The sequence below is a fragment of the Psychrobacillus sp. NEAU-3TGS genome (assembly GCF_029955155.1).
GTDB lineage: Bacteria > Bacillota > Bacilli > Bacillales_A > Planococcaceae > Psychrobacillus.
This window is the reverse complement of sequence record NZ_JAPNOZ010000007.1, coordinates 425-20,825: the sequence shown is the minus strand read 5'-3', so window position 1 is coordinate 20,825 and position 20,401 is coordinate 425. Positions and strand designations below refer to the sequence as shown.

Genomic DNA, 20,401 nt, shown 5'->3' with positions numbered 1-20,401 from the left:
TAGATTTTCGAAAGGAGTTACAAAAGTATGGATTTCTTTGATCGTTTTGCAGTACCACATCCAAGCTTTTTAATATACGCATCCATGGTTGGTATTGGTCTAACAATGGTTGCCATCGTTTTAGGGATTACCTATTTTAAAAAATGGGGATACCTTTGGCGCGAATGGATTACCACAGTAGATCATAAACGAATCGGTATTATGTATTTACTAGTTGCACTACTTATGCTATTCCGCGGAGGAGTAGACGCAATAATGATGCGTTATCAGCTTTCAATGCCTGATAACAAATTTCTAGAATCGCAACATTATAATGAAGTTTTCACAACACATGGGGTTGTTATGATCCTATTTATGGCGATGCCGTTCATCACGTTTTTCTTTAACTATCTTATTCCGTTGCAAATCGGAGCTCGAGATGTGGCATTTCCTCGCTTAAATGCACTAAGTTTTTGGCTATTCTTTATGGGGATGGGGTTATTCAACATCTCATTCATCGTAGGTGGATCACCTGATGCAGGTTGGACTTCTTATTTCCCACTTGCAAATAATGAATTCAGCCCATCCGTAGGTACGAATTATTATATGATCGCTATCCAAATAGCTGGTATGGGTACATTAATATCAGGTATTAACTTTATAACGACTATTCTTAAAATGAGAGCACCTGGTATGAAGTTAATGAAAATGCCGATGTTCACATGGTCTGCATTTATCGCAAACGTAATCGTTGTTTTTGCTTTCCCTGTATTAACAGTACTTCTTGCAATGGGAACAATGGATCGATTGTTTGGAACAAACTTCTTTACAACCGGCGATGGTGGTATGGATATGCTTTGGGCTAACTTGTTCTGGGTTTGGGGACATCCTGAAGTATATATCTTGATCTTACCGGCATTCGGTCTATACAGTGAAATAATCTCTACATTTGCACGCCGTAATCTTTATGGCTATAAGTCAATGGTTGCCTCTATGGTAGTCATTTCAGTATTTTCATTTTTAGTATGGACTCACCATTTCTTTACAATGGGTCAAGGTGCATTCACAAATAGTATTTTCTCTATCACAACAATGGCGATAGCTATTCCAACCGGAGTTAAAATATTTAACTGGCTATTCACGCTTTGGAAAGGGAAAATTGTATTTACAACGCCAATGTTATATTCTATGCTCTTCATTCCACTGTTTACATTAGGTGGGGTTACTGGGGTTATGCTTGCGATGTCAGCAGCTGATTACCAATATCATAATACGATGTTCTTAGTAGCTCACTTCCATAACGTAATTATTCCAGGAGTAGTTTACGCTATGATTGCAGGTCTTACATTCTATTGGCCAAAAATGTTTGGTTTCATGTTAAATGAAAGAATTGGTAAATGGACGGCATGGATAATGTCAGTTGGATTCGTTTTAGCCTTTATTCCAATGTATATTACTGGATTAGATGGGCAAGCACGTCGTATGTACACATACTCTGAATCGACTGGTTTTAGTATGTTAAATATGGTTGCATTTATTGGTGCAGGAATTATGGCAATCAGTTTTGCTTTACTTGTCTACAATATTTACTATAGTATTCGTTATGCTTCTAGAGATATTGGTAGTGACCCTTGGGATGCACGTTCACTTGAATGGGCTACTCATACTCCAGTACCAGAATATAACTTTGCTATTACACCACAAGTTGCATCAACTCAAGGATTCTGGGATGCAAAGAAAAATGGACATGAATTATTTAAAGGTAAATACGAAAAAATTCATATGCCAAATAACAGTGGTTGGCCATTTATACTAGGTTGTATTTTCTTCGTCTTTGGATTTGCGATGGTATTTAGCATATGGCCACTTGCTATCGTCACATTAATCGGTATTTTAGTTTGTCTGGTTTATCGTTCGTTCGAGAAGGACCATGGTCGATATATCTCCGTTGAGGAAATTGAAGAAACTGAAGCAAAATTGCGAGGTGTAAAAAATGAAGATAGATAACTCGCTTCCGCTTGAATATAGTACGGAAGAAAATAACTTGAAAATTTTAGGTTTTTGGATCTTCCTAGGTGCAGAAATAATGCTTTTCGCAACACTGTTCACTATGTATTTCACTTTAGAAAATCGCATTGGCAATGGACCTTCTGGTGGAGAAATCTTTGAAATTACACCAGTATTAGTTGAAACAATTTTACTATTAACAAGTAGTTTTGTTATTGGTCTTGGCATTCATGCTATGCGTTTAGGTAACAAAAAAGCAATGATGGTTTTCTTTTCAATCACCCTACTACTTGGTGCTGGGTTCTTAGGCTTTGAAATATTTGAATTCGTTCACTATAATCATGTGGGCGCAACACTACAAACTAGTGCATTCACTGCAGCCCTGTTAACTACATTAGGGACACATGGATTGCACGTAACATTTGGTTTGTTTTGGGGATTAGCTATCCTTATTCAAATTAAAAAACGTGGATTGACTCCTGAGACTACCAATAAATCTTTCATCTTTTCGCTTTATTGGCATTTCTTAGATGTCATTTGGATTTTCATCTTTAGCTTCATCTACTTGAAAGGAATGATGTAATATGAAAGAATTATTCCCTGTTAAACAAGTAATGGGCTTTGTCTTTTCATTGGTTCTTACAGTAGTTGCTTTGTTAGTTTATTTCACAGATATGTCATTTCCGATTGGTATGACAATTCTTCTAGTAACTGCATTTATCCAAGCTGGTCTTCAACTAGTTGTATTCATGCATGCTGGTGAGACTGATGACAAAAAATCGATCTATACAAACGTATATTACGGTTTAATCATTGCGCTCGTCACCATTTTTGGTACACTATTAATACTGGTTTGGGATATGTAAATAACGAATTAAAAGAGAGCGTCTTTTCAGGCGCTCTCTTTTTTACATTTTCTAGAGTTCGCAATCATTTCTTCAGATGCTACCAAAAACATACCTATTAAGAAAGTAAAAACAGCCCCCATTACTGTCCCAATACCGATCCCCATCATTGTACTGTATTCGCTTACAAAAACCCCGTATAAGAAAATGGCAATTCCAATAGTGAGCACTGTTGCTCCTACATATTTTGTAGCATGAAACATTTTCACGTTCGATTCCATTTCACTCATCCTCTCTTTATATATATATTATTCATCTTGTTCACAATATTGTCAAATAATTTTTGTTTTTTCGTCACATATTTTTCTTTCCACAAATAAAGAAACCACGTTATATCTTTCGTAATATAGGGAAACTGCGCGGTAGTGAGTTGAATGAAGTATCTGCTAGGATTTCCGCTGCAGGGCGGACGCTTTCCGCGGGGTGAGCGATAAGCCATCACCGACGCTACGCATACGATGTGATGGCTTATCTGTCTCACTCATCCCGCTGGAGTCGCCGCCCTTCCGCTTCAATCCAATAAAGCATGCTACTACCCATTAGGGAAATGTTAAGCATTACTTCGCCCAAACAACAAGCGTACTTAGATGGAGAAGAATATAAAGAAGATGTAATAACTGCGTAGAAAAAGGACTTCTCCGCTGTCTAATGACTTTGTAGCAGTAGCAATTCTCTTTCTTTTACATTGAATCTATATTTTCTCCAAATACTATGACGCTTTGACGTTCTGTTATAAATTCTCTACCATTCCATTTCAAAATGTTTTGCACATATCCTAGAGCTTCCCCGTTATGCTTGCCGGAAATCTCTTGCAACGCAACAAGCTCATACACATCGTCACCTGCAAAATCTATTGGATAAAGCCCATGGATTGGTTCTACCCAGCCTTCTATCGGCTCTTTCAAAGTTCCATCTTCCTTATAGATTTCCATTAAATAATCTTTATCTTTAAACATTAAATCTAGCGTATACTTCTTTTTAGGAATGGCACTAGCTATTGTTAATTTATATTGATCTTGATAATCGATTTTATAATCATTGCTATCATTAAATTCATCCGAATCGAATACTTGTCGCATTTCTCCCTCTAAAAAGGTAAATAAATATGCTTTTATCGTGCTTTCACTTTCGCCAGTATCGATTACTACTAATATGTCATCCAGCTGGTTTCCAGTAAAATCTCCAAGAAATAGCCGTGGGTTATAACCAACAGTTTCTTTTAAAGAAAATCCTTCATATAAATCTACTTTTTTATTTAAAATATTTAGCGTAATATCTTCCCAATACGAACTTCTGTCGGTCATACTACCTGTTAAATAAACAGTTTCCCGAAAACTATCACCCGTTATATCTCCTCTTTTTTTATCAATAACCGTCTGACCGTTAGTTCTAGCATGTGTTAGACGGCTTAATACTTGCTGTTTTTTCTCTAATAATTGTTCTTTTGATGGGTATGGGGATCGAAAAGATAGAGCTTTATCGATGGCAGTTAAATTTTGTTCTAAATTACCAGCTTTTCTCTGTGCATCTGATAAGTAATACCAATAATAGGAAAAGTCGTTTGTTTGCAATAATTTTTCATAATAAGCTGCCACTTTTTTAAAATAATACGGATAAACATCTTTTGCTCGTACTAGCTCCCCTTCACTAAAGCGGTAAACGTCTACCTTATAAGCATCTCCTGTATCATGTATCCAAATAGCAAGCTCATATTGACCATCTTTTCCGTAATGATCAGGCATATCTTCCACTTCCAATTTACTATAAACAATATTATTTGTAGGTAACCTTAAAATTCTACCGTTTGTCCATTGTAGTAGATCTAGTTGTGAACTCATATTGTCTATTTGCCAACCGACAATTAATGTATTTACCCAGTTTTCTGTTACTGGAGCGACTCTTAAATCGGAAATATTATACCCTTTGCCCTCGATATGTTTTAAAGGTAGCCACTGATTATCATGTTTTTTTAATACCACAATATAATTCTGCTGCTCATACCTATATGCGCCTATTAGTTCGGCCACTTGATCCCCATCAATATCAGCAAGCAAGACCGCCATTCTTTTTTGGGGTTGCTGCAATTCTAGTACGGTAGCCCCAAGCGGCAAAAAGTTCTGCAGTATATTTATATAATCGCCCATTGTACCCCCCATTATGTTTCATTATTAACTATCATATGCGGGTTAATATAAGCTTTAATCATATTTTGCAAAGTTTAAGTTAAAAGTTTCATTTCATTTATTAAAAAGCGCCACTTTAAATTTTTACATTATGACGCCTCTTCGAAGACAACAAACACACTACTCAAATTGTTAAACCATAAAAAAAGACTGTCTCAAAAGTAAGCCTTTTGAGACAGTCTTTAAAATTATTCTGCCAATTTTTCTTCTATCGGCGATTCTACTGATTCATCTGTAGGCTGTTCTACAGATGGTTGTGAAGATGGGGATGGTACGTTGATATATAGTTTACCATTAGCTTTTTGGCGCGTTTCGTTGTTAAAGCTGTCTACAACTTTCACTTCGAGATCTGCTCCATTCGCTACAGTGTCAGCTGGTACTGTCCAATATCCAACGTAATGACCGTTTGCTTGTTCCATCATCGGCAATTCAGTCGCATTTTGGACTTGGCCACCTAAATTCGTTAGCGGCATATGGATAACAAATGTTGCTTTCAATCCAGGTGCACTATCGAATTCAATCTTAACACTTTTACCTGTAGCCAAATATAAGTCTTCAGCTGGTTTTAGATTTTCGATTGCAGGTGCATCATACTGAGCTGTAACTGTTACTTTTTTCGTTATACTATTATTTGCTTTGTCTTTAGCGACTACTTTAATTTCGTTTGCACCATTCTCTAGAAGAATTCGTTTAGAGTACTTGCCATCAACTACTGTTGCATTTTGACCATTTACTTTTACAGTGTCAAGGTTTGCATCTTTAATAGTTCCTTCTACAGTTACTGATTCACGATTTGTTTTTTCTCCATCTTTCGGACTGTCGATTGTCAGTTCAGGTTTTAAAGTATCTAAAATGACTTCAACAGGAGCAGATTCACCTGTTACTTTGCCATCTAGAAGGGAAACTGCTGTAAATTCATTGACACCTTCCGTTAATTCAACTGGAATTGCAAATTTACCATCTTCCCCTACCTCAATAGATCCCGCTTCTTCACCATTTTGTTTCAATTTAATTGTAGTAGTCGGAGATGCGGTTCCTTCTACAGAAATTGAAGCTTCATTTGTGACTAAGTCAGCTGTTGGTGAAGTGATTACTGGACCGTGTACTTCATAGCTCACACGAGCACGAATCATATAGTTCCCTTCAGCAGTTGGTGATGGTGACCAAGCACCTGAAACTCCTTGGAAACTTCTACCCGCATTTGTTCCATTCTCATCTGTTGCAAGACCTGGAGTATTTGGATTAGCAAATGTTTGACGATATACCATAAAGAAGTCACCATTTACCACGATATTATGCTCGCTTAGATCAACAACAGTCCATTCACCATTACGTTTAGCTGTTGCATCAATTGGACCGGCAAGCATTTTACCTGGAGATCCGTCAGCTCCCGTTGCATCCCATACTTCAACTGCGAATGCAGTTCCACCAGGCACAGGCCATTCTGTATCCCAGAATCGGAATACACCATCTGTTACGATTCCGTTTTCTTTACCTTCTGGTAGAGACATTTTCACTGCCCAAGCATTGCCAGCAGCGTTGAATGCACGTGCATTTTCAGCAGTCCCGTCATCGTAACCGATTTCTCCACCTGGATAAGTGTAGAACGGTTCAAGCGCAATATTTTGCGATGTTGCTTCTGCGCCGATCGTAATCGCTACTTCTTGGCTATGATAACCACGTGCAATTACTTTTAATGTATAATCGCCTTCATATGCAGTAAGTGAATAATTACCTGCTGCATCTGTTTCAACAGGTGTAATGTTTGCATCTTCTACAAGTAATAGAGTTGCTCCAGCTACCCCTTCACCTGTCGATTGATCAGTGATTGTTCCACTCACTGTGTTTTGTGCAACTTCATCCAATGTGAAATTAGCAGTTGCCGTGCCATCCGCTTCAATGGAAACAGATTGTTCTTCAGAAGTGAAGCCATAAGCCTCTGCTTTCACTGTGAATATTCCTGCACCATGAGTTAGTGAATAAGAACCGTCAGCAGGATTTGTATAAACCGAACGTCCTGATTCAAGTACACTCACTTGAGCACCTAATGGTAAAAGCGTTGGATTTGCAACTTTTTCTACTACTGGTGGTGCTTCTTTAATCGGTAATACAGGACGAATCTTCGTTGGGTCAACATCCTCTTTTTTAGCAAGTTTGTCTGTACCATTTCCAATAGTCACTTTGTTATTTGCATTGTTAGTGATTACGCTATTTGTTTTATTTACATTATTGTCTATTCCTTTTGCTACTTTGCCAGTCTGCGAAGTCCCAGCAAGTTCTACGTCATCGATATACCATCCCTCTTTCACAACGCTTCCATCAGAAAAGGCATTAAAGCCAATATAGACGCGTTGTCCAGCATAAGCTGACAGGTCCACTTCACCATCAATCCAACCGTTTGATGCGCCTTGGACCATTAGTAATTGTGTCCACTCTACTTGATCAGTTGAAATAAATACATGACCGTAATCCCAAGCTCTTCCTGTAGAAGATTGCTCAAAGTTATGCCATTGTTTGAACTGCAAATAAGAGTTTCCTTCCGGCAAATCGACTGGAGGCATTACTAATGTAGCGTTCATTCGGCTATCGTAATTCCCTTCTAGGTTTGTGGCATATACTTTTTCACCAGATGCAGCATTTCCTGGACCTGAAGTTGGTACACCCCACTCCCAGCTATTTGCATCTCCAAAGGAAGTCCAGCCCACAGGTGTCGATTCAAAGTCTTCTGAATATCCTACTGTTATGCCAGGCTTCACTTGAACAACATATTCTTCACTGTTCACTTCATTATGTCCAAAATCATTTATAGACCATTTGTACGTAAAGGAGTTGCCCGTGATTATATCACCAGGAAGCACTACACTGTACTCACCAGATTTGTAATCACCAGATTTGCGACCAGCTTCAATTGATTGCCATGCACCATTTGCATCTTTGTAGTTTAGAAGGACAGATGCAACGCTAATGTTATCGCTAACTGCAATTGTCAATTCTAAATCCATTCCTGCATATGTTTCTCGAGGTGCTGCATGTTCGAATACAGGAGCCTCACTGTCGTCTCCTTGTTGTGTCACTTGTCCTTTCAGTGTGCCAAGTCCAGTGATAATGGAAGATACAGCCTCGTAAGCATCTACTAATCCATAACCATATGCGTGGTTAGGAGTTGTTGGATATTGAGTGTCCGTTAATGGATTTGCTGTATTAAGAAGAATTTCCTCCATTTCATCGACTGTCAAATTGGCGTTAACTTGGCGAAGAAGTGCTGCTACGCCAGATACAGCAGGTCCTGACATAGATGTTCCGTTCCAGCCACCTTCATAATTACCACCCGGTACAGATGAACGGATGTTCACACCTGGTGCCGAGATATCTGGTTTTGTTTCAGCATATGGTGAAGGTCCACGAAGAGAGAAGCTTCCCACTTTGTTATTGATATCAGTTGCACCAGTCGCAAATGACTCAGGATAATTGGCAGGTGCCGCTACAGATCCCGCACCACCAGGATTCGTAAGCGTTGTGTTCCCTGCTGAGAATTCAGGAAAAATTTCTGCTGCGCGCCAGTTAATTACAACTTCACGGTACCACTCATCGAGTCCAGGACCGCCACCCCATGAGTTATTCACAATATCTGGAGCCATGTCAACGCGTGCATTTCCGTTTGCGTCTGTCGGTGCTAAAATCCATTGAGCAGCTTCTAGCAAGTCAGTGTCAGTCCCACCGTTTGCAGAGAATGCTTTTACTGCAATATATTTGGCACCAGGAGCAACCCCAATTTGATTTGTATCATTTGGTTCACTACCTACCATTGTTCCCGTTACATGTGTTCCATGATCAATATCGTCATATGGAGTAGCTCGTCCAGCCGTTGCATCGAACCAGTTAAAGTCGTGAGAAACTTGTCCAGTTGCTTTATTGTAACCACGATATTTTTCTTTTAAAGCAGGATGATCCCACTGAACTCCTGTATCAATACTAGCTACAACTGTTCCAGCTCCGTCGATGCCCATTTCCCAAACGTCTGGTGCTTTAACACGCTCAACATTCCACTCAATGTTCGCGGTTTCTGCTTTAGGAGCGACAGCATTTTTGGTTTTCGTTGTAAATAATTGACGAGTTTCGTTTGGTAATACTTTTTCAACCTCAGGGAATGTTGCGATTTTTTCAGCAACCTCTTTTGTTGCTGTTACAGCCATTCCATTTACAATGTAATAAGATGTAATATCTTCCGCATTCCCTTTAGCTGCTTCCTGTTCAAGGAATTGCTTTACTGATTGCTGAGATTCAAGAGAGGTTGCCTTAAGTTCCGATACAACAGCAGATCGCTGAACGAGCTTCGCATTGTGTGCCGATAAATTTGCTGCATCTGCACTTTTTCGAGCTTCAGCCGCCACTGCTTCTGAATCTGTTTTCTCTTTGAATTTGATCAGGAATGTAACTTTTTCATCTTGTTTAAAATTTTCTAGTAAACGAGTGCTCATCTTTTCTGTCACAGAAATAGTATTAGAGCTTGACTCTCTGAAAGATTGATGAATTTTACTCGTCGTTTCTGCACTAACTACGTTTGGCGCGACTAGTGAAAACGTCATTAGTAAAGATGCAGCAATACTAAGTGCTTTGACTGAACTACTTTTCCTCCCCATCTTCTTTCCTCCTTTGAATTTTCCAACGATTTTAATACCTAGCGAGAACTTGATAGTCTCTTATCGTACCTAAAAAAGACCAAACAAAAACACCTTCTCCCCCTTTCCCAAACGATCATTTAGGCAAACAGAATCAATGGTGTCATTCATAAATCTCTTGTTGTTATTAATACTATATAGGAAATGATTTGCAAATTTTGTCTATTCCCGTCGAATTATATCTGAATTTTCAAAATTAATAGTTATATACTATTTTATACCTTTTCTTAGATAGGTAATAAGACTCTCGAATTTGTTTAACGGGTTAAGTATAAAGCTCATAGATTATTGGTATTACTAGTTTTATATAAAATTCATTTTTATATTGAATAAGTTAAAATTTGTTACTTTTCCAAAAAATAATCAATTATTCCCAATAAAAACGAAAAGGGTAATTTGACTATTTAATTCAATTCACTTAATCAGTCTTTTATAACTAGATAAATGTATTTTAACCATATTTAAATAAATAAAAATACTTATTATATATTATTTTGGTGATTCTTTTTGACTAAATTAGTTTAAATGTGTTTTTTACAACAACAATAACTCTTTCTAAAATTCATTGAGTTAGGTAATTTGGACATAATTCAGGATTTTTCACATCCCCCACTATACATTTATCTACAGCGCTTAGACCTTAAACTCTTTCAGTTGTGTATAATACATGTAACGACGGGAGTGTGAGAGTGAATGAATTCAACTAAACAAAATTGGGAAGAAGAAGTAGATGAAGAGTTCCTCGAATTTGTGTTAGAGGCACAAAGAGAAGCACTTCTGAAAGAAGCTCAAGAAAAGACAAGCAGAAAAACGAAGCGCCCGTTTCCAAAATGGATATTCTGGATAATGGCGACTGTTTTATTCACTAATACATTTGCAGTTATCTTACAAATATATTCAATTCCAGCTATCGAATTTTTAAAAGCATCAGCGAAATTATCTGCACAAGAGGACATATCACGCTATAAAGAATCTGTTGTTATTGTATTAACAGATGATGGAAAAGGAACAGGTTTTTCTATATCCAGAGATGGAACTATTTTAACAAACTATCATGTCATTGAAGGTAATGATACTGTTACGGTTGGTTTTCCAGAATATGGACGTTTTAAAGCGAGCGTGGTACATACGTATCCTTCAGTGGATCTAGCTGTATTGAAGATAGATGGAGAAAACCTGCCATATCTAGAGCTTGCCAAACAAGCGACGGTGGTAGAAGGCGATTCCATTTCCTTTATAGGGAATCCGTTAAGCTTTACTGGTATAGCAAATGAAGGTAAAATTATCGATTATCATCAGCTAAGTGATTGGGATGTTCCTATAGTGATGATGGAAGCACCAGTTTATCGAGGAAATAGCGGCAGCCCCGTTTTAAATGAGGAAGGTCAAGTAATTGGCGTTGTTTTTGCAACAATGGACCATGATGAATATGGGAGAGTTGGACTGTTTGTACCAATTGATGAGTATTATAAGAATCAAGAAAAAGCTCTTCCCTAACAAGCTTATCTATTTCAACTAAATCTAATTCAGTTTTTATTCTAAGGATATCCAGGAAATGGCTATGGACAACCAACCAGTCATTGATAGCAACTAAATTAGCTCGAGAGCAACCAAATTACTAGCGAAAGCAACCATTTTTCATATAACAAGTTTACTAGCATTGAGACCCGCTTAACTTTCTGCAAGGCGTCACCAAGGACAATAAGCATCCGCTTGATTAATCTTGTCGCGTTCGAGAGGCGGTTTGTAGTTTTTTACCAACAAAAAATGCCGGAAGAAAATGAACATTTTTCTTCCGGCATTTAATTTTACTTAGACATATATTGCTCTCTCCACGCTAAACGTTCTTTATCATTCAGTGCATTTTCCAGTTTTTCATCCCATCTTTCAAGTAATGTATTCCAAACACGCCCATAGAATACATCCTCTTCTTTATTATGGAGAATAAATTCAAAGCATGGAATATCATCGACATACAGCTCTGTCGTCGACTGGATTTCGGATATAACTACTTGTATATCTCCTTCCTCTACTTCCACATCTTTGTCTTGAAGAGCTTCGATGACTTGTTCTTTGCCAAAGGAAAGCTCTACATCCAAATACCCTTCTTTCACATAACGGTAAATTGCCAGCTCATCTTCCCCGTCCATGGCAGTTTTAATGTTACCATTCAAGAAATTTTCGTGAGTAGTACTATAAAGAACAACCTGTGTTTCCACTTCTTGTTCCTCTTCAAATATGCCATTCTCCAGTTGTTGATACCCTTTATTTGTTAAGGAAAACAATCCATCCTTTTTTTCTATTAATCCGGTCCTACCCATTATATCGATTAAATCCTCCACGAAAAGCTGCTCGACAAGTAAGAGTTCGCTTAATTGCTCTGCTTCTGCAATTTCTGCTTTTTGAAATGCCATAAGCATCATTTTCATCAGGATATCCATTTTAGTACGTTTCACCGGTTTATACTCAACTTCAATAGAATGAATTGGCAAACTCCAACTAGTGGAATGTAAGATTTTTATCTTATTGTTTTGTTGCAGTTCATTTTTTAATCGTTTCTCTAAGTTTTGCATTTTATTTATACCTCTATGTTACTTTTTCTCTTGACCGCGCTGATTTCGGTAACCATTCTGTTTCTTAACAGTGCTAAGTAATCGACTGTACATTTCCCTAGAATCTTTTTGCTTCGCACGGGTAGTAAACATATTTGTGCTACCAACTAGGATGAGTAATTCTCTTGCACGTGATAAAGCAACATTTAAACGTCTATAATCATTCGCAAATCCAATATCCCCACTCTTATCTTGATTGTTGCGAACCATGCTTAAAATAATGACGTCCATTTCCATCCCTTGGAACTTATCGACGGTTCCTGTGCGGAAATTCAAATGTTTGAAGTTAGTTTCTAGTTGAATAAGTCGGTCTATACGTTTTACTTGTTCTCCGTAAAAACTAATAACTCCGATACTTTTTTGTTCCTCTTTAGCAAGTCTTCCTTCGTTTTTAGCCGTTTCAGTCGCTTTATCCAAATCTATTAATACTTCTCTAATGGTATCAAGCTCTGCCTGATTAAAACGACTTTTTCCATTTTTCATTCGTTCTTCAAAATACTGCTTTTCGTTTGGCATATCTAGCCATAACAGATGGTCTTGGCGTTTAACGTAATGCGAATCGAGTAGATGATCACGCATAGCATCAGAATCCACTAATCCACACTGCAGGCGATAATTCTCTTCTTCATAAAACGGTGTGATCGTTTTCATAATATTTTCGTGCATTCGATACTGAATAGCGAGCATCGTTTTATTTGTCTTAGGTAAGTTTTTAAACAGCCGTTCGAATAAGGACTCTTTCAGGAGCTTCTTCAACTCGTCTTTTTCTTCAAAACTGTCACTTTCTTCTAAAATAGCTTTCAGTGTTTCATCCAGTGTATCTTCCCCAACAAGCGGCGGTAGTTGATGGTGGTCTCCGACTAAAATGATTTTCTTCCCTTTTAACATTGGTAGTAAAAGCTCAGGTGGAGTCGCTTTTGACACTTCATCGATAATAACAACATCGAAAATAGGATAGTTGTCCATAAACTCTTTTCGAGCAGATGCTACACATGTTGTCCCGATTACATTTGCATGACGTACGTATAGTTTGCGTATTTCATCTAAGTCATGGTCATTAGCTTCCTTCAGCATTGTAAACCATTCGTTTTGTAATGATTGGGTTATTGGTAAACGATTTTTCTCCAGTTCTGTAGCCGTTATTCTTTCTTCCAGCTCAGCAATTTTAGTTAATGCTTTTTCTAGCGCTTCTTCGGGGTTTTGTTTCAATAATTCCTCTAGAGCTTTTAGTTGTTTTTCTTGCTCTAGCCCTTCCGAATTCACTTGTTTCGTTTCTTGCTTGTTTTTTTCAAGTTCCTCTAAGGCTTCACCCAAATGCTCGTTTAAAGTTTTGAATTCATTCTTTTTTAGTTCTAGTTGAGCAGTATACTCGGCAATTGTATCTTTTACTTTATTGCATTCGAGCAACGTACTTTCTTTATCCTGTAATTGGATTTGTAACTGTTGTAATGAGGGAATACTATCTAGATTATCTAGTTGGCCGTGTAACTCTGCCACTTTTCTTTGCAACTGTTGAAGCTCTTCATTTTGAGTAATCCCCTTAATCTTCCATTCACTTTTCGATTGCTCCATCATTGATTTTTCTTGTTTTACCTGTTCAGTAAGCTCTGCTTTAATCGACATAAACATGTTAGCAGAATCAGCTTTTGCTTTTTGTAAAATAGCGCCTTGTTTCCAGACGAATTCCTTTCGGACATTTAAGCCTTCCAAATATACTTCTAACCGCTCGATATTAGCTGATCCTGAAGTTAAGAGACGTTTCATACTGTCGATGAACTGATGAATTTCTTTAACAGAATATGTCGAGTCAAATACTACTCCACTACTATTTACATGACTTTTGACAGTTTCAAGAGAAACATTATTCTTTTTCAATAAACCTTCTATGTATCCAATAGCAGATAGTAGTCGTTTATTTAATTCTCCCCAGTCAGCAAAAGAGATGATGGTTTCAATTAGCTTGTCTAAGTTCGTCATTTGCTGCTCTAACATATAAGAAGGAATGATTTCACAATCGTTCATGCGAATTTTGAGAAAATCAATTTTAGAGATAGAGTGGAGTTCACCTGAAAATTGCTCCAAATGATTGACTTTCGATTGTGCAGCTTGATAGGCATTTCTCGTTTCGATTAATAACCCTTCCACAATCCGGCTCTCTTGTAATACTTGTTGGTACATTATTTGTTTACTTGTTTGATCGATTTCCAATTGAAGACGTTCTATCTTTTTTACTAATTCTTCTGTTGTAGGATTAGCCTGGATGAATTGTTCCATCTGTTCAATTTCTTTTGATCGTTCGTCTGTTATTTGTTTCAAGTGTTGATGATTATTTTCTAGTTCTTCGCGCTCTTTTTTTAGATGGATCAAACGTTTTTTCAGCTCTTTAATTTCCTTCATTCTTTCTGCGAATTCTATCTGAGCCAATTGTTTTCGTTCTATTTTCTCTTTTAATAGTACAACTTGCTGCTCAAGTGATACCGTATGTTCTTTACAAAGAGCTATTTCTTCTATTAGTTGTTTTTCTTTTAACGGATGGCTATTGATTTCTTCTTGCAAAGCATTTATTGTTTGATCTTTCCAATACCCGCCAACATTTTCTTCGATAAATCTTTTGCCTTCCTCTTCAATGCTTTCCGTTCGGCCAAACCGTAATATGCGAATATCCTTATTGGAAAGAAGTCGACTAAGTGCATTATCAACAGCTAGGTTTGATTGGGAAGCGACTAGTGTCCGTAGTCCTGCTTTTGCATTTTGCTGACAGATTTCCGAGATTACGGTAGTCTTCCCTGTTCCCGGAGGGCCTTGAATAACATATAAATCCTCAGCAGACATCGCTCCAACAACTGCTTCTTGTTGAAACTCGTTTAACTGATTATGAAATTCTAGATCCTTTTTCTTGTTCGTTACGTTTATCGTAGGTCTTTTTTCAAATAGAATATTTTCTAAATTAGCATTTGCAGCAAGACCGTTTTGTAAATCCTCAAATCCTTTACGAAGTCTTCGAATTTGGCTTAGGGTGGAAAAGTTGCTAAATACAGCTTCTTTCCATTTTGGATGCCACTGATTTCTTCTTGCCATTTCTTGAAATCTTGGCTTTAGCTCAATTTCAATTGTTTTCTTCGCTCGGTCTACCTTTAATACTTCTCCAATATCATTTTGGAAACCTTTAATCGAAACGCTTAGTCCTTTTAATTTATTCCATTCATTTTCTTTTACATTACTTCCTATAAGTGTCAGCCTATTAAAATCTTCGTTGAAAATAAATTTTGAAAAAGCAGCCGTTATATCTGCAATATCGGCATTTCGTTCTTGTATTTTCAAATATCCTTCCCAACTAGAAATTCGCTTTTTCACATACTCTGATCTTTCTTCGGCAACGGGTAATTCTCGTATGCTTGTATGTAATTGAATCGGCATTCCCGCTCCATTATTACGAGCCGTAACAAAATTCAAATCGACCGAAAGACGTCTATTAGTCTTTACCGGAACTCTTGTGCCTCTTATATAAAAGTTAGTCGCAAGTAATCCGTCCGTTTGAAGAATGCACTCCATCACACCAATCCGGCCTTCTAGTTTTCCTGCTAAAGACTCGTTTGAAACATTGTCAAAATAAAGAGCAACAGGCGTATTTCCATGGGAGTTCACTGGACGTTTTTCTATATGCACTTCAAAAGATTCTTGCATCCTAAAAAAGGCATGTTCATCAACAGCCCATTCGTGGATTGCACCGCGTGCTTTATTTGTCATCATTAGATTACAGCGCATTGTTTTTACTGGGATTGACACTTGTCTCATGCACATGCCTCCTTTCTAAAAGATGAACGTTTAACAAAATAAAAGAGTACCCATCTCGATTTCTAGAAAATCGGGTACTCTACTTTAGTTCTATTATAACCCTAAATCGACAAATAAAGAACTTACAATATCATGAAAACGTATAGATAGAGAATATTTACTAATAAATATATCTAGTTAAATTCTTTTAAATTTGAACATTTTGTGAATTTTTGATTGCTATCTTATTAATCTTTTAATATGATTAACCTACATCTTAGAACTGAAAATTCGAAACATTAAAATTAGTGGGAGGGAAGGCAGATGGCAAAAAAAATAGAAAGTGTTTTCAATCCTGAGGCCAATCAACAGGGGAAAACTCTTTCAAAACAAGGAACACCGAATTACGTTACAATTGCAGAAAGTCCAGAGTTTAAATCTTTAAAAACGAAAAAGAGAAAATTTATTTTACCAATCGCAATCTTTTTTCTATTATGCTATATCATGTTACCTATTTTGACTTCTTACACAACCATATTAAATACTAATGCATTTGGTGATGTGGCATGGGTTTGGGTATACTCCATCGCTTTATTCATTATGACATGGACTTTATGTATGATTTATGTCAGTAAAGCAAATGGATATGACCGAGAAGCAGATGAAATCTTTGAAAAGGAAAAGGCTGGTGGCTATAAATGAGTTTTGTTGGTTTATCGTTTTTTGTTGGAATTGTCGCATTAACATTATTCGTAACGTATATTGCTTCCAAACGAACAAACTCTGCTAGTGAATTTTACACAGCGGGAGGTGGTCTTTCCGGTTGGCAAAATGGGATTGCTATAGCAGGTGACTATCTATCTGCTGCATCATTCCTTGGTATTGCCGGTGCTATTGCACTCTTCGGCTTTGACGGTTTCTTCTATAGTATTGGTTATTTAGTAGCTTACTTAGTTGTGTTATATATCGTTGCAGAGCCATTACGAAATTTAGGTCGTTATACTTTAGCAGATATGATTACCGCTCGTTTCAACCAAAAGAAAATCCGTGCTGCTGCTGCAGTTAGTACTTTAACCATTGTTCTATTTTATATGATTGCACAGCTTGTAGGTGCAGGCGCACTTATTCAATTATTATTAGGCATTGATTATTGGATTGCTGTTTTACTTGTTGGAATTATGATGACTATTTACGTACTATGGGGTGGAATGGCTGCCACAAGTTGGGTTCAAATTATTAAAGCAGTGCTATTAATGGTCGGTACTGTTATTATTTCATTCCTTGTATTATGGAAATTCAACTTTAATCTTTTTGGTATGTTCACCGAAATGAAAACTGCAACAGCCCATGGAGAAGCTTACTTGCATCCTGGTGTAAAATACACTAATGGCTTAGATACAATATCGATGATGATTGCACTCGTACTAGGCACGGCAGGTTTACCACATATTTTAATGCGTTTCTTTACTGTAAAAGATGCGAAAACAGCTCGTAGTTCTGTTGTATTTGCAACATGGATTGTAGGCGCATTCTATATACTAACGATTTTCTTAGGGTTTGGTGCTGCTGCATTCGTAGGATCCGAAAAAATTATCGCAGCAAATCCTGCTGGTAATATGGCCGCTCCCCTACTTGCACAGGCCCTAGGCGGGGACTTGCTTATGTCCTTCGTCTCGGCGGTTGCATTTGCGACTATTTTAGCCGTTGTAGCTGGCCTTGTATTATCGGGTGCATCTGCATTTGCCCATGATTTATATGGACAAATTATTAAAAAAGGAAAAGCAACAGAGAAAGAACAGATGAATGCCGCTCGTCTTGCTTCCGTTGGAGTTTCTGCATTTTCCATCCTACTTGCATTAGGTGCCCAAACGATGAACGTCGCATTCCTAGTTTCGCTTGCTTTCTGTATTGCAGCAAGCGCTAACTTACCAGTAATTATTTATACGATTTATTGGAAAAACTTTAATACCACAGGTGCTTTATCTGCAATTATTACAGGACTTGTTACTGCGCTAGTTCTTGTTTTATTAAGTCCAAACGTGTGGGCTCCAGATGGCTCTCTTTTCTTTACAGGAGAGGCAATATTCCCATTAACAAATCCTGCAATCATCTCCGTTCCAGCTGGTTTTATAGCAGGCTGGATAGGTACACTAGTAGGAGCACGTGCAGATCTGAAAAAATATGCAGAAGTGGATGTTAAAGCGAATATTGGATTGAAATAAATCAAAGAGGATATCCTGTTTTACTAGGGATATTCTCTTTTTCATATTTTTTAGTTAAAAGAAGTAGGTGGAATGTGACGAATAATCATGTATAATGGCTAGTTTTATAAACCGCAAATCCGAACCGTCCTAACTTAGCACATGGGAAAGGTAAATGGAATAACGCGTATAGTATAGATACTGCGTCGTAATTTGCTATATTAGGAGTCCACTTTGCAAAATGGCACAGTTTTGGGTCGACCAAAGGTTACTGAGTTTTAAGTTGCGTATGCTCAGTGGAAGTCAGGAGATATAAGAGAAGTGAAAGCAAAGCAAGAAATTGGAGTAAAAAATACAACTTTTTATAAACTTGTCAGTGAATATGAAGAAAGCCTGTAATTGTACTTTTTTAATAGAAGAACTCAAATCATTTAGTATTACTATCATTTTCTAAGTATCGATAAGGATGACAAAATCATTTATTGCTACTGCTGTCTTCGGGGTTCGGGACTCGCACCCTATAGTTCATGTGCATGCCGGGTGCACTAAAAAAAGACAATCAAATGAATGATTATCTTTTTTTCTTTAAAGTTTATTATGACCCCTACGGGATTCGAACCCGTGTTACCGCCGTGAAAGGGCGGTGTCTTAACCGCTTGACCAAGGGGCCTTTATATGGCTCCGAAGGTAGGACTCGAACCTACGACCAATCGATTAACAGTCGATTGCTCTACCACTGAGCTACTTCGGAATAGTGGTGGGCCTAAATGGACTCGAACCATCGACCTCACGCTTATCAGGCGTGCGCTCTAACCAGCTGAGCTATAGGCCCACTATTGGAAACTTTGATTTGTGCTAAGCTACGAATCTCTTGCTTATCTCAAATTTCGAACTAATAAATAAAATGGCGGTCCCGACCGGGATCGAACCGGCGATCTTCTGCGTGACAGGCAGACATGTTAACCGCTACACCACGGGACCGTTTTGGTTGCGGGGACAGGATTTGAACCTGTGACCTTCGGGTTATGAACCTTCTGCTCTAACCAACTGAGCTAAGGCCCCAAATAAATAACTGGTCGGGAAGACAGGATTCGAACCTGCGACCCCTTGGTCCCAAACCAAGTGCTCTACCAAGCTGAGCTACTTCCCGTCATATATTATGGTGCGCTCGGCAGGACTCGAACCTGCAACCTCTTGATTCGTAGTCAAGTGCTCTATCCAATTGAGCTACGAGCGCATATATTTTTTTAATAAATGGTGCCGAGGACCGGAATAGAACCGGTACGGTAGTCACCTACCGCAGGATTTTAAGTCCTGTGCGTCTGCCAGTTCCGCCACACCCGCATTTATATTACTTACTTAACAAGTGATGAGCCATGTAGGATTCGAACCTACGACCCTCTGATTAAAAGTCAGATGCTCTACCAACTGAGCTAATGGCTCGAAAAATGGTGCCGGAAAAAGGACTTGAACCCTCAACCTACTGATTACAAGTCAGTTGCTCTACCAGTTGAGCTATTCCGGCAATTATAGAATTATGGTGGAGGATGACGGGCTCGAACCGCCGACCCTCTGCTTGTAAGGCAGATGCTCTCCCAGCTGAGCTAATCCTCCTGGGTAAATAATAAATCATAATAAGTAAATTATTTCTACATCGACTTTTTAATTCAATTCATTGTTAATTTGAACTTTTTTTGATTTATTATATGTATTTATTACAAGCCCAGCGACGTCCTACTCTCGCAGGGGGAATCCCCCAACTACCATTGGCGCTGAAGAGCTTAACTTCCGTGTTCGGTATGGGAACGGGTGTGACCTCTTCGCCATCATCACTAGACAATTTAATGTTCATGTTTGTCAGCCAAACTATTTGTTCTTTTGGCGACTCGGATAATATTACTCTATTATTATCAATATGTCAATACTGAGTTATAAAATTCATTAAAAATACAATGAAGATATGAAGTTTCTAGTAAAAAAAACCTATAAGCTACCCATAGTCATCCTTTTTCAATAGATAATAAAAGTCGCTACCGAATACTCGATAACGACCTTTTCTAT

11 protein-coding genes, 10 tRNA genes and 1 rRNA gene are annotated in these 20,401 nt (G+C 37.9%); 6 read left to right on the top strand and 16 right to left on the bottom strand.

What is annotated here, in order from left to right; genetic code table 11:
- The first annotated feature begins 27 nt into the window (after positions 1–27).
- Genes qoxB through qoxD form a run of 3 tightly spaced genes read left to right on the top strand, consistent with a single transcriptional unit; the run spans position 28 to position 2,852 of the window.
- Positions 28–1,986, top strand: a complete 1,959-nt coding sequence (gene qoxB / locus OR571_RS06740) for a cytochrome aa3 quinol oxidase subunit I (RefSeq protein WP_142540449.1) — start codon at positions 28–30, stop codon at positions 1,984–1,986.
- Positions 1,973–2,569 (top strand): cytochrome aa3 quinol oxidase subunit III, encoded by a 597-nt coding sequence (qoxC, locus tag OR571_RS06735; protein WP_282242076.1) that lies wholly within the window; start codon positions 1,973–1,975, stop codon positions 2,567–2,569. Before qoxB ends, qoxC begins: the two co-directional genes overlap by 14 nt.
- 1 nt (position 2,570) lies before the next feature.
- The gene (gene qoxD / locus OR571_RS06730) at positions 2,571–2,852 is read left to right on the top strand and encodes a cytochrome aa3 quinol oxidase subunit IV (protein ID WP_142540451.1); all 282 of its coding nucleotides are present in this window, start codon (positions 2,571–2,573) and stop codon (positions 2,850–2,852) included.
- Positions 2,853–2,878: 26 nt separating this feature from the next.
- Here the strand turns inward: qoxD and OR571_RS06725 are convergent, their stop codons facing one another.
- The 3 genes from OR571_RS06725 to OR571_RS06715 form a co-directional block, all read right to left on the bottom strand.
- A complete protein-coding gene (locus OR571_RS06725) occupies positions 2,879–3,112 on the bottom strand; it encodes a hypothetical protein (protein WP_142540452.1) in 234 nt (77 codons plus the stop codon).
- Positions 3,113–3,571: 459 nt separating this feature from the next.
- Complete coding sequence (locus OR571_RS06720) at positions 3,572–5,035, bottom strand: hypothetical protein (RefSeq protein ID WP_282242075.1); 1,464 nt, start codon at positions 5,033–5,035, stop codon at positions 3,572–3,574.
- A gap of 227 nt (positions 5,036–5,262) precedes the next feature.
- Entirely contained in the window at positions 5,263–9,714 is a 4,452-nt protein-coding gene (locus OR571_RS06715) for a S8 family peptidase (protein WP_282242074.1), read from the bottom strand.
- 732 nt (positions 9,715–10,446) lie between these two features.
- On the opposite strand from OR571_RS06715, the gene OR571_RS06710 reads away from it, so the two are divergent.
- The gene (locus OR571_RS06710) at positions 10,447–11,250 is read left to right on the top strand and encodes a S1C family serine protease (protein WP_282242073.1); all 804 of its coding nucleotides are present in this window, start codon (positions 10,447–10,449) and stop codon (positions 11,248–11,250) included.
- A gap of 311 nt (positions 11,251–11,561) precedes the next feature.
- Here the strand turns inward: OR571_RS06710 and OR571_RS06705 are convergent, their stop codons facing one another.
- Complete coding sequence (locus OR571_RS06705) at positions 11,562–12,326, bottom strand: hypothetical protein (protein WP_282242072.1); 765 nt, start codon at positions 12,324–12,326, stop codon at positions 11,562–11,564.
- An 18-nt stretch (positions 12,327–12,344) separates the two neighbouring features.
- On the bottom strand, positions 12,345–16,160 hold the full coding sequence (locus tag OR571_RS06700; RefSeq protein ID WP_282242071.1) for a DEAD/DEAH box helicase: 3,816 nt from the start codon (positions 16,158–16,160) through the stop codon (positions 12,345–12,347).
- Positions 16,161–16,463: 303 nt separating this feature from the next.
- Between OR571_RS06700 and OR571_RS06695 the strand changes: the two genes are divergently transcribed.
- The gene (locus tag OR571_RS06695) at positions 16,464–16,841 is read left to right on the top strand and encodes a DUF485 domain-containing protein (RefSeq protein ID WP_282242070.1); all 378 of its coding nucleotides are present in this window, start codon (positions 16,464–16,466) and stop codon (positions 16,839–16,841) included.
- Positions 16,838–18,361: a solute symporter family protein gene (locus OR571_RS06690; protein WP_282242069.1), complete on the top strand. Its 1,524-nt coding sequence runs from the start codon at positions 16,838–16,840 to the stop codon at positions 18,359–18,361. Before OR571_RS06695 ends, OR571_RS06690 begins: the two co-directional genes overlap by 4 nt.
- Before the next feature lie 577 nt (positions 18,362–18,938).
- Here the strand turns inward: OR571_RS06690 and OR571_RS06685 are convergent.
- The 11 genes from OR571_RS06685 to rrf form a co-directional block, all read right to left on the bottom strand.
- Positions 18,939–19,010, bottom strand: a tRNA-Glu gene (locus OR571_RS06685).
- Positions 19,011–19,016: 6 nt separating this feature from the next.
- Positions 19,017–19,091 (bottom strand) — tRNA-Asn (locus OR571_RS06680).
- Between the two features lie 4 nt (positions 19,092–19,095).
- Positions 19,096–19,172: transfer RNA gene (locus OR571_RS06675), tRNA-Ile, on the bottom strand.
- 73 nt (positions 19,173–19,245) lie between these two features.
- Positions 19,246–19,321 (bottom strand) — tRNA-Asp (locus OR571_RS06670).
- A 92-nt stretch (positions 19,322–19,413) separates the two neighbouring features.
- A tRNA-Pro gene (locus tag OR571_RS06665) sits at positions 19,414–19,490 on the bottom strand.
- A gap of 10 nt (positions 19,491–19,500) precedes the next feature.
- Positions 19,501–19,577, bottom strand: a tRNA-Arg gene (locus OR571_RS06660).
- Between the two features lie 18 nt (positions 19,578–19,595).
- Positions 19,596–19,678, bottom strand: a tRNA-Leu gene (locus OR571_RS06655).
- A 32-nt stretch (positions 19,679–19,710) separates the two neighbouring features.
- Positions 19,711–19,783: transfer RNA gene (locus OR571_RS06650), tRNA-Lys, on the bottom strand.
- Between the two features lie 6 nt (positions 19,784–19,789).
- Positions 19,790–19,865, bottom strand: a tRNA-Thr gene (locus OR571_RS06645).
- 13 nt (positions 19,866–19,878) lie between these two features.
- Positions 19,879–19,954, bottom strand: a tRNA-Val gene (locus OR571_RS06640).
- Positions 19,955–20,061: 107 nt separating this feature from the next.
- Positions 20,062–20,177: ribosomal RNA gene (gene rrf / locus OR571_RS06635) — 5S ribosomal RNA — on the bottom strand.
- Positions 20,178–20,401: the final 224 nt, after the last annotated feature.

Excerpts from the sequence above, each read along its gene's own strand:
- qoxB (WP_142540449.1), top strand. The coding sequence starts at position 28 with ATGGATTTCTTTGATCGTTTTGCAGTACCACATCCAAGCTTTTTAATA.
- qoxC (WP_282242076.1), top strand. The coding sequence starts at position 1,973 with ATGAAGATAGATAACTCGCTTCCGCTTGAATATAGTACGGAAGAAAAT.
- qoxD (WP_142540451.1), top strand. The coding sequence starts at position 2,571 with ATGAAAGAATTATTCCCTGTTAAACAAGTAATGGGCTTTGTCTTTTCA.
- OR571_RS06725 (WP_142540452.1), bottom strand. The coding sequence starts at position 3,112 with ATGGAATCGAACGTGAAAATGTTTCATGCTACAAAATATGTAGGAGCA.
- OR571_RS06720 (WP_282242075.1), bottom strand. The coding sequence starts at position 5,035 with ATGGGCGATTATATAAATATACTGCAGAACTTTTTGCCGCTTGGGGCT.
- OR571_RS06715 (WP_282242074.1), bottom strand. The coding sequence starts at position 9,714 with ATGGGGAGGAAAAGTAGTTCAGTCAAAGCACTTAGTATTGCTGCATCT.
- OR571_RS06710 (WP_282242073.1), top strand. The coding sequence starts at position 10,447 with ATGAATTCAACTAAACAAAATTGGGAAGAAGAAGTAGATGAAGAGTTC.
- OR571_RS06705 (WP_282242072.1), bottom strand. The coding sequence starts at position 12,326 with ATGCAAAACTTAGAGAAACGATTAAAAAATGAACTGCAACAAAACAAT.
- OR571_RS06700 (WP_282242071.1), bottom strand. The coding sequence starts at position 16,160 with ATGAGACAAGTGTCAATCCCAGTAAAAACAATGCGCTGTAATCTAATG.
- OR571_RS06695 (WP_282242070.1), top strand. The coding sequence starts at position 16,464 with ATGGCAAAAAAAATAGAAAGTGTTTTCAATCCTGAGGCCAATCAACAG.
- OR571_RS06690 (WP_282242069.1), top strand. The coding sequence starts at position 16,838 with ATGAGTTTTGTTGGTTTATCGTTTTTTGTTGGAATTGTCGCATTAACA.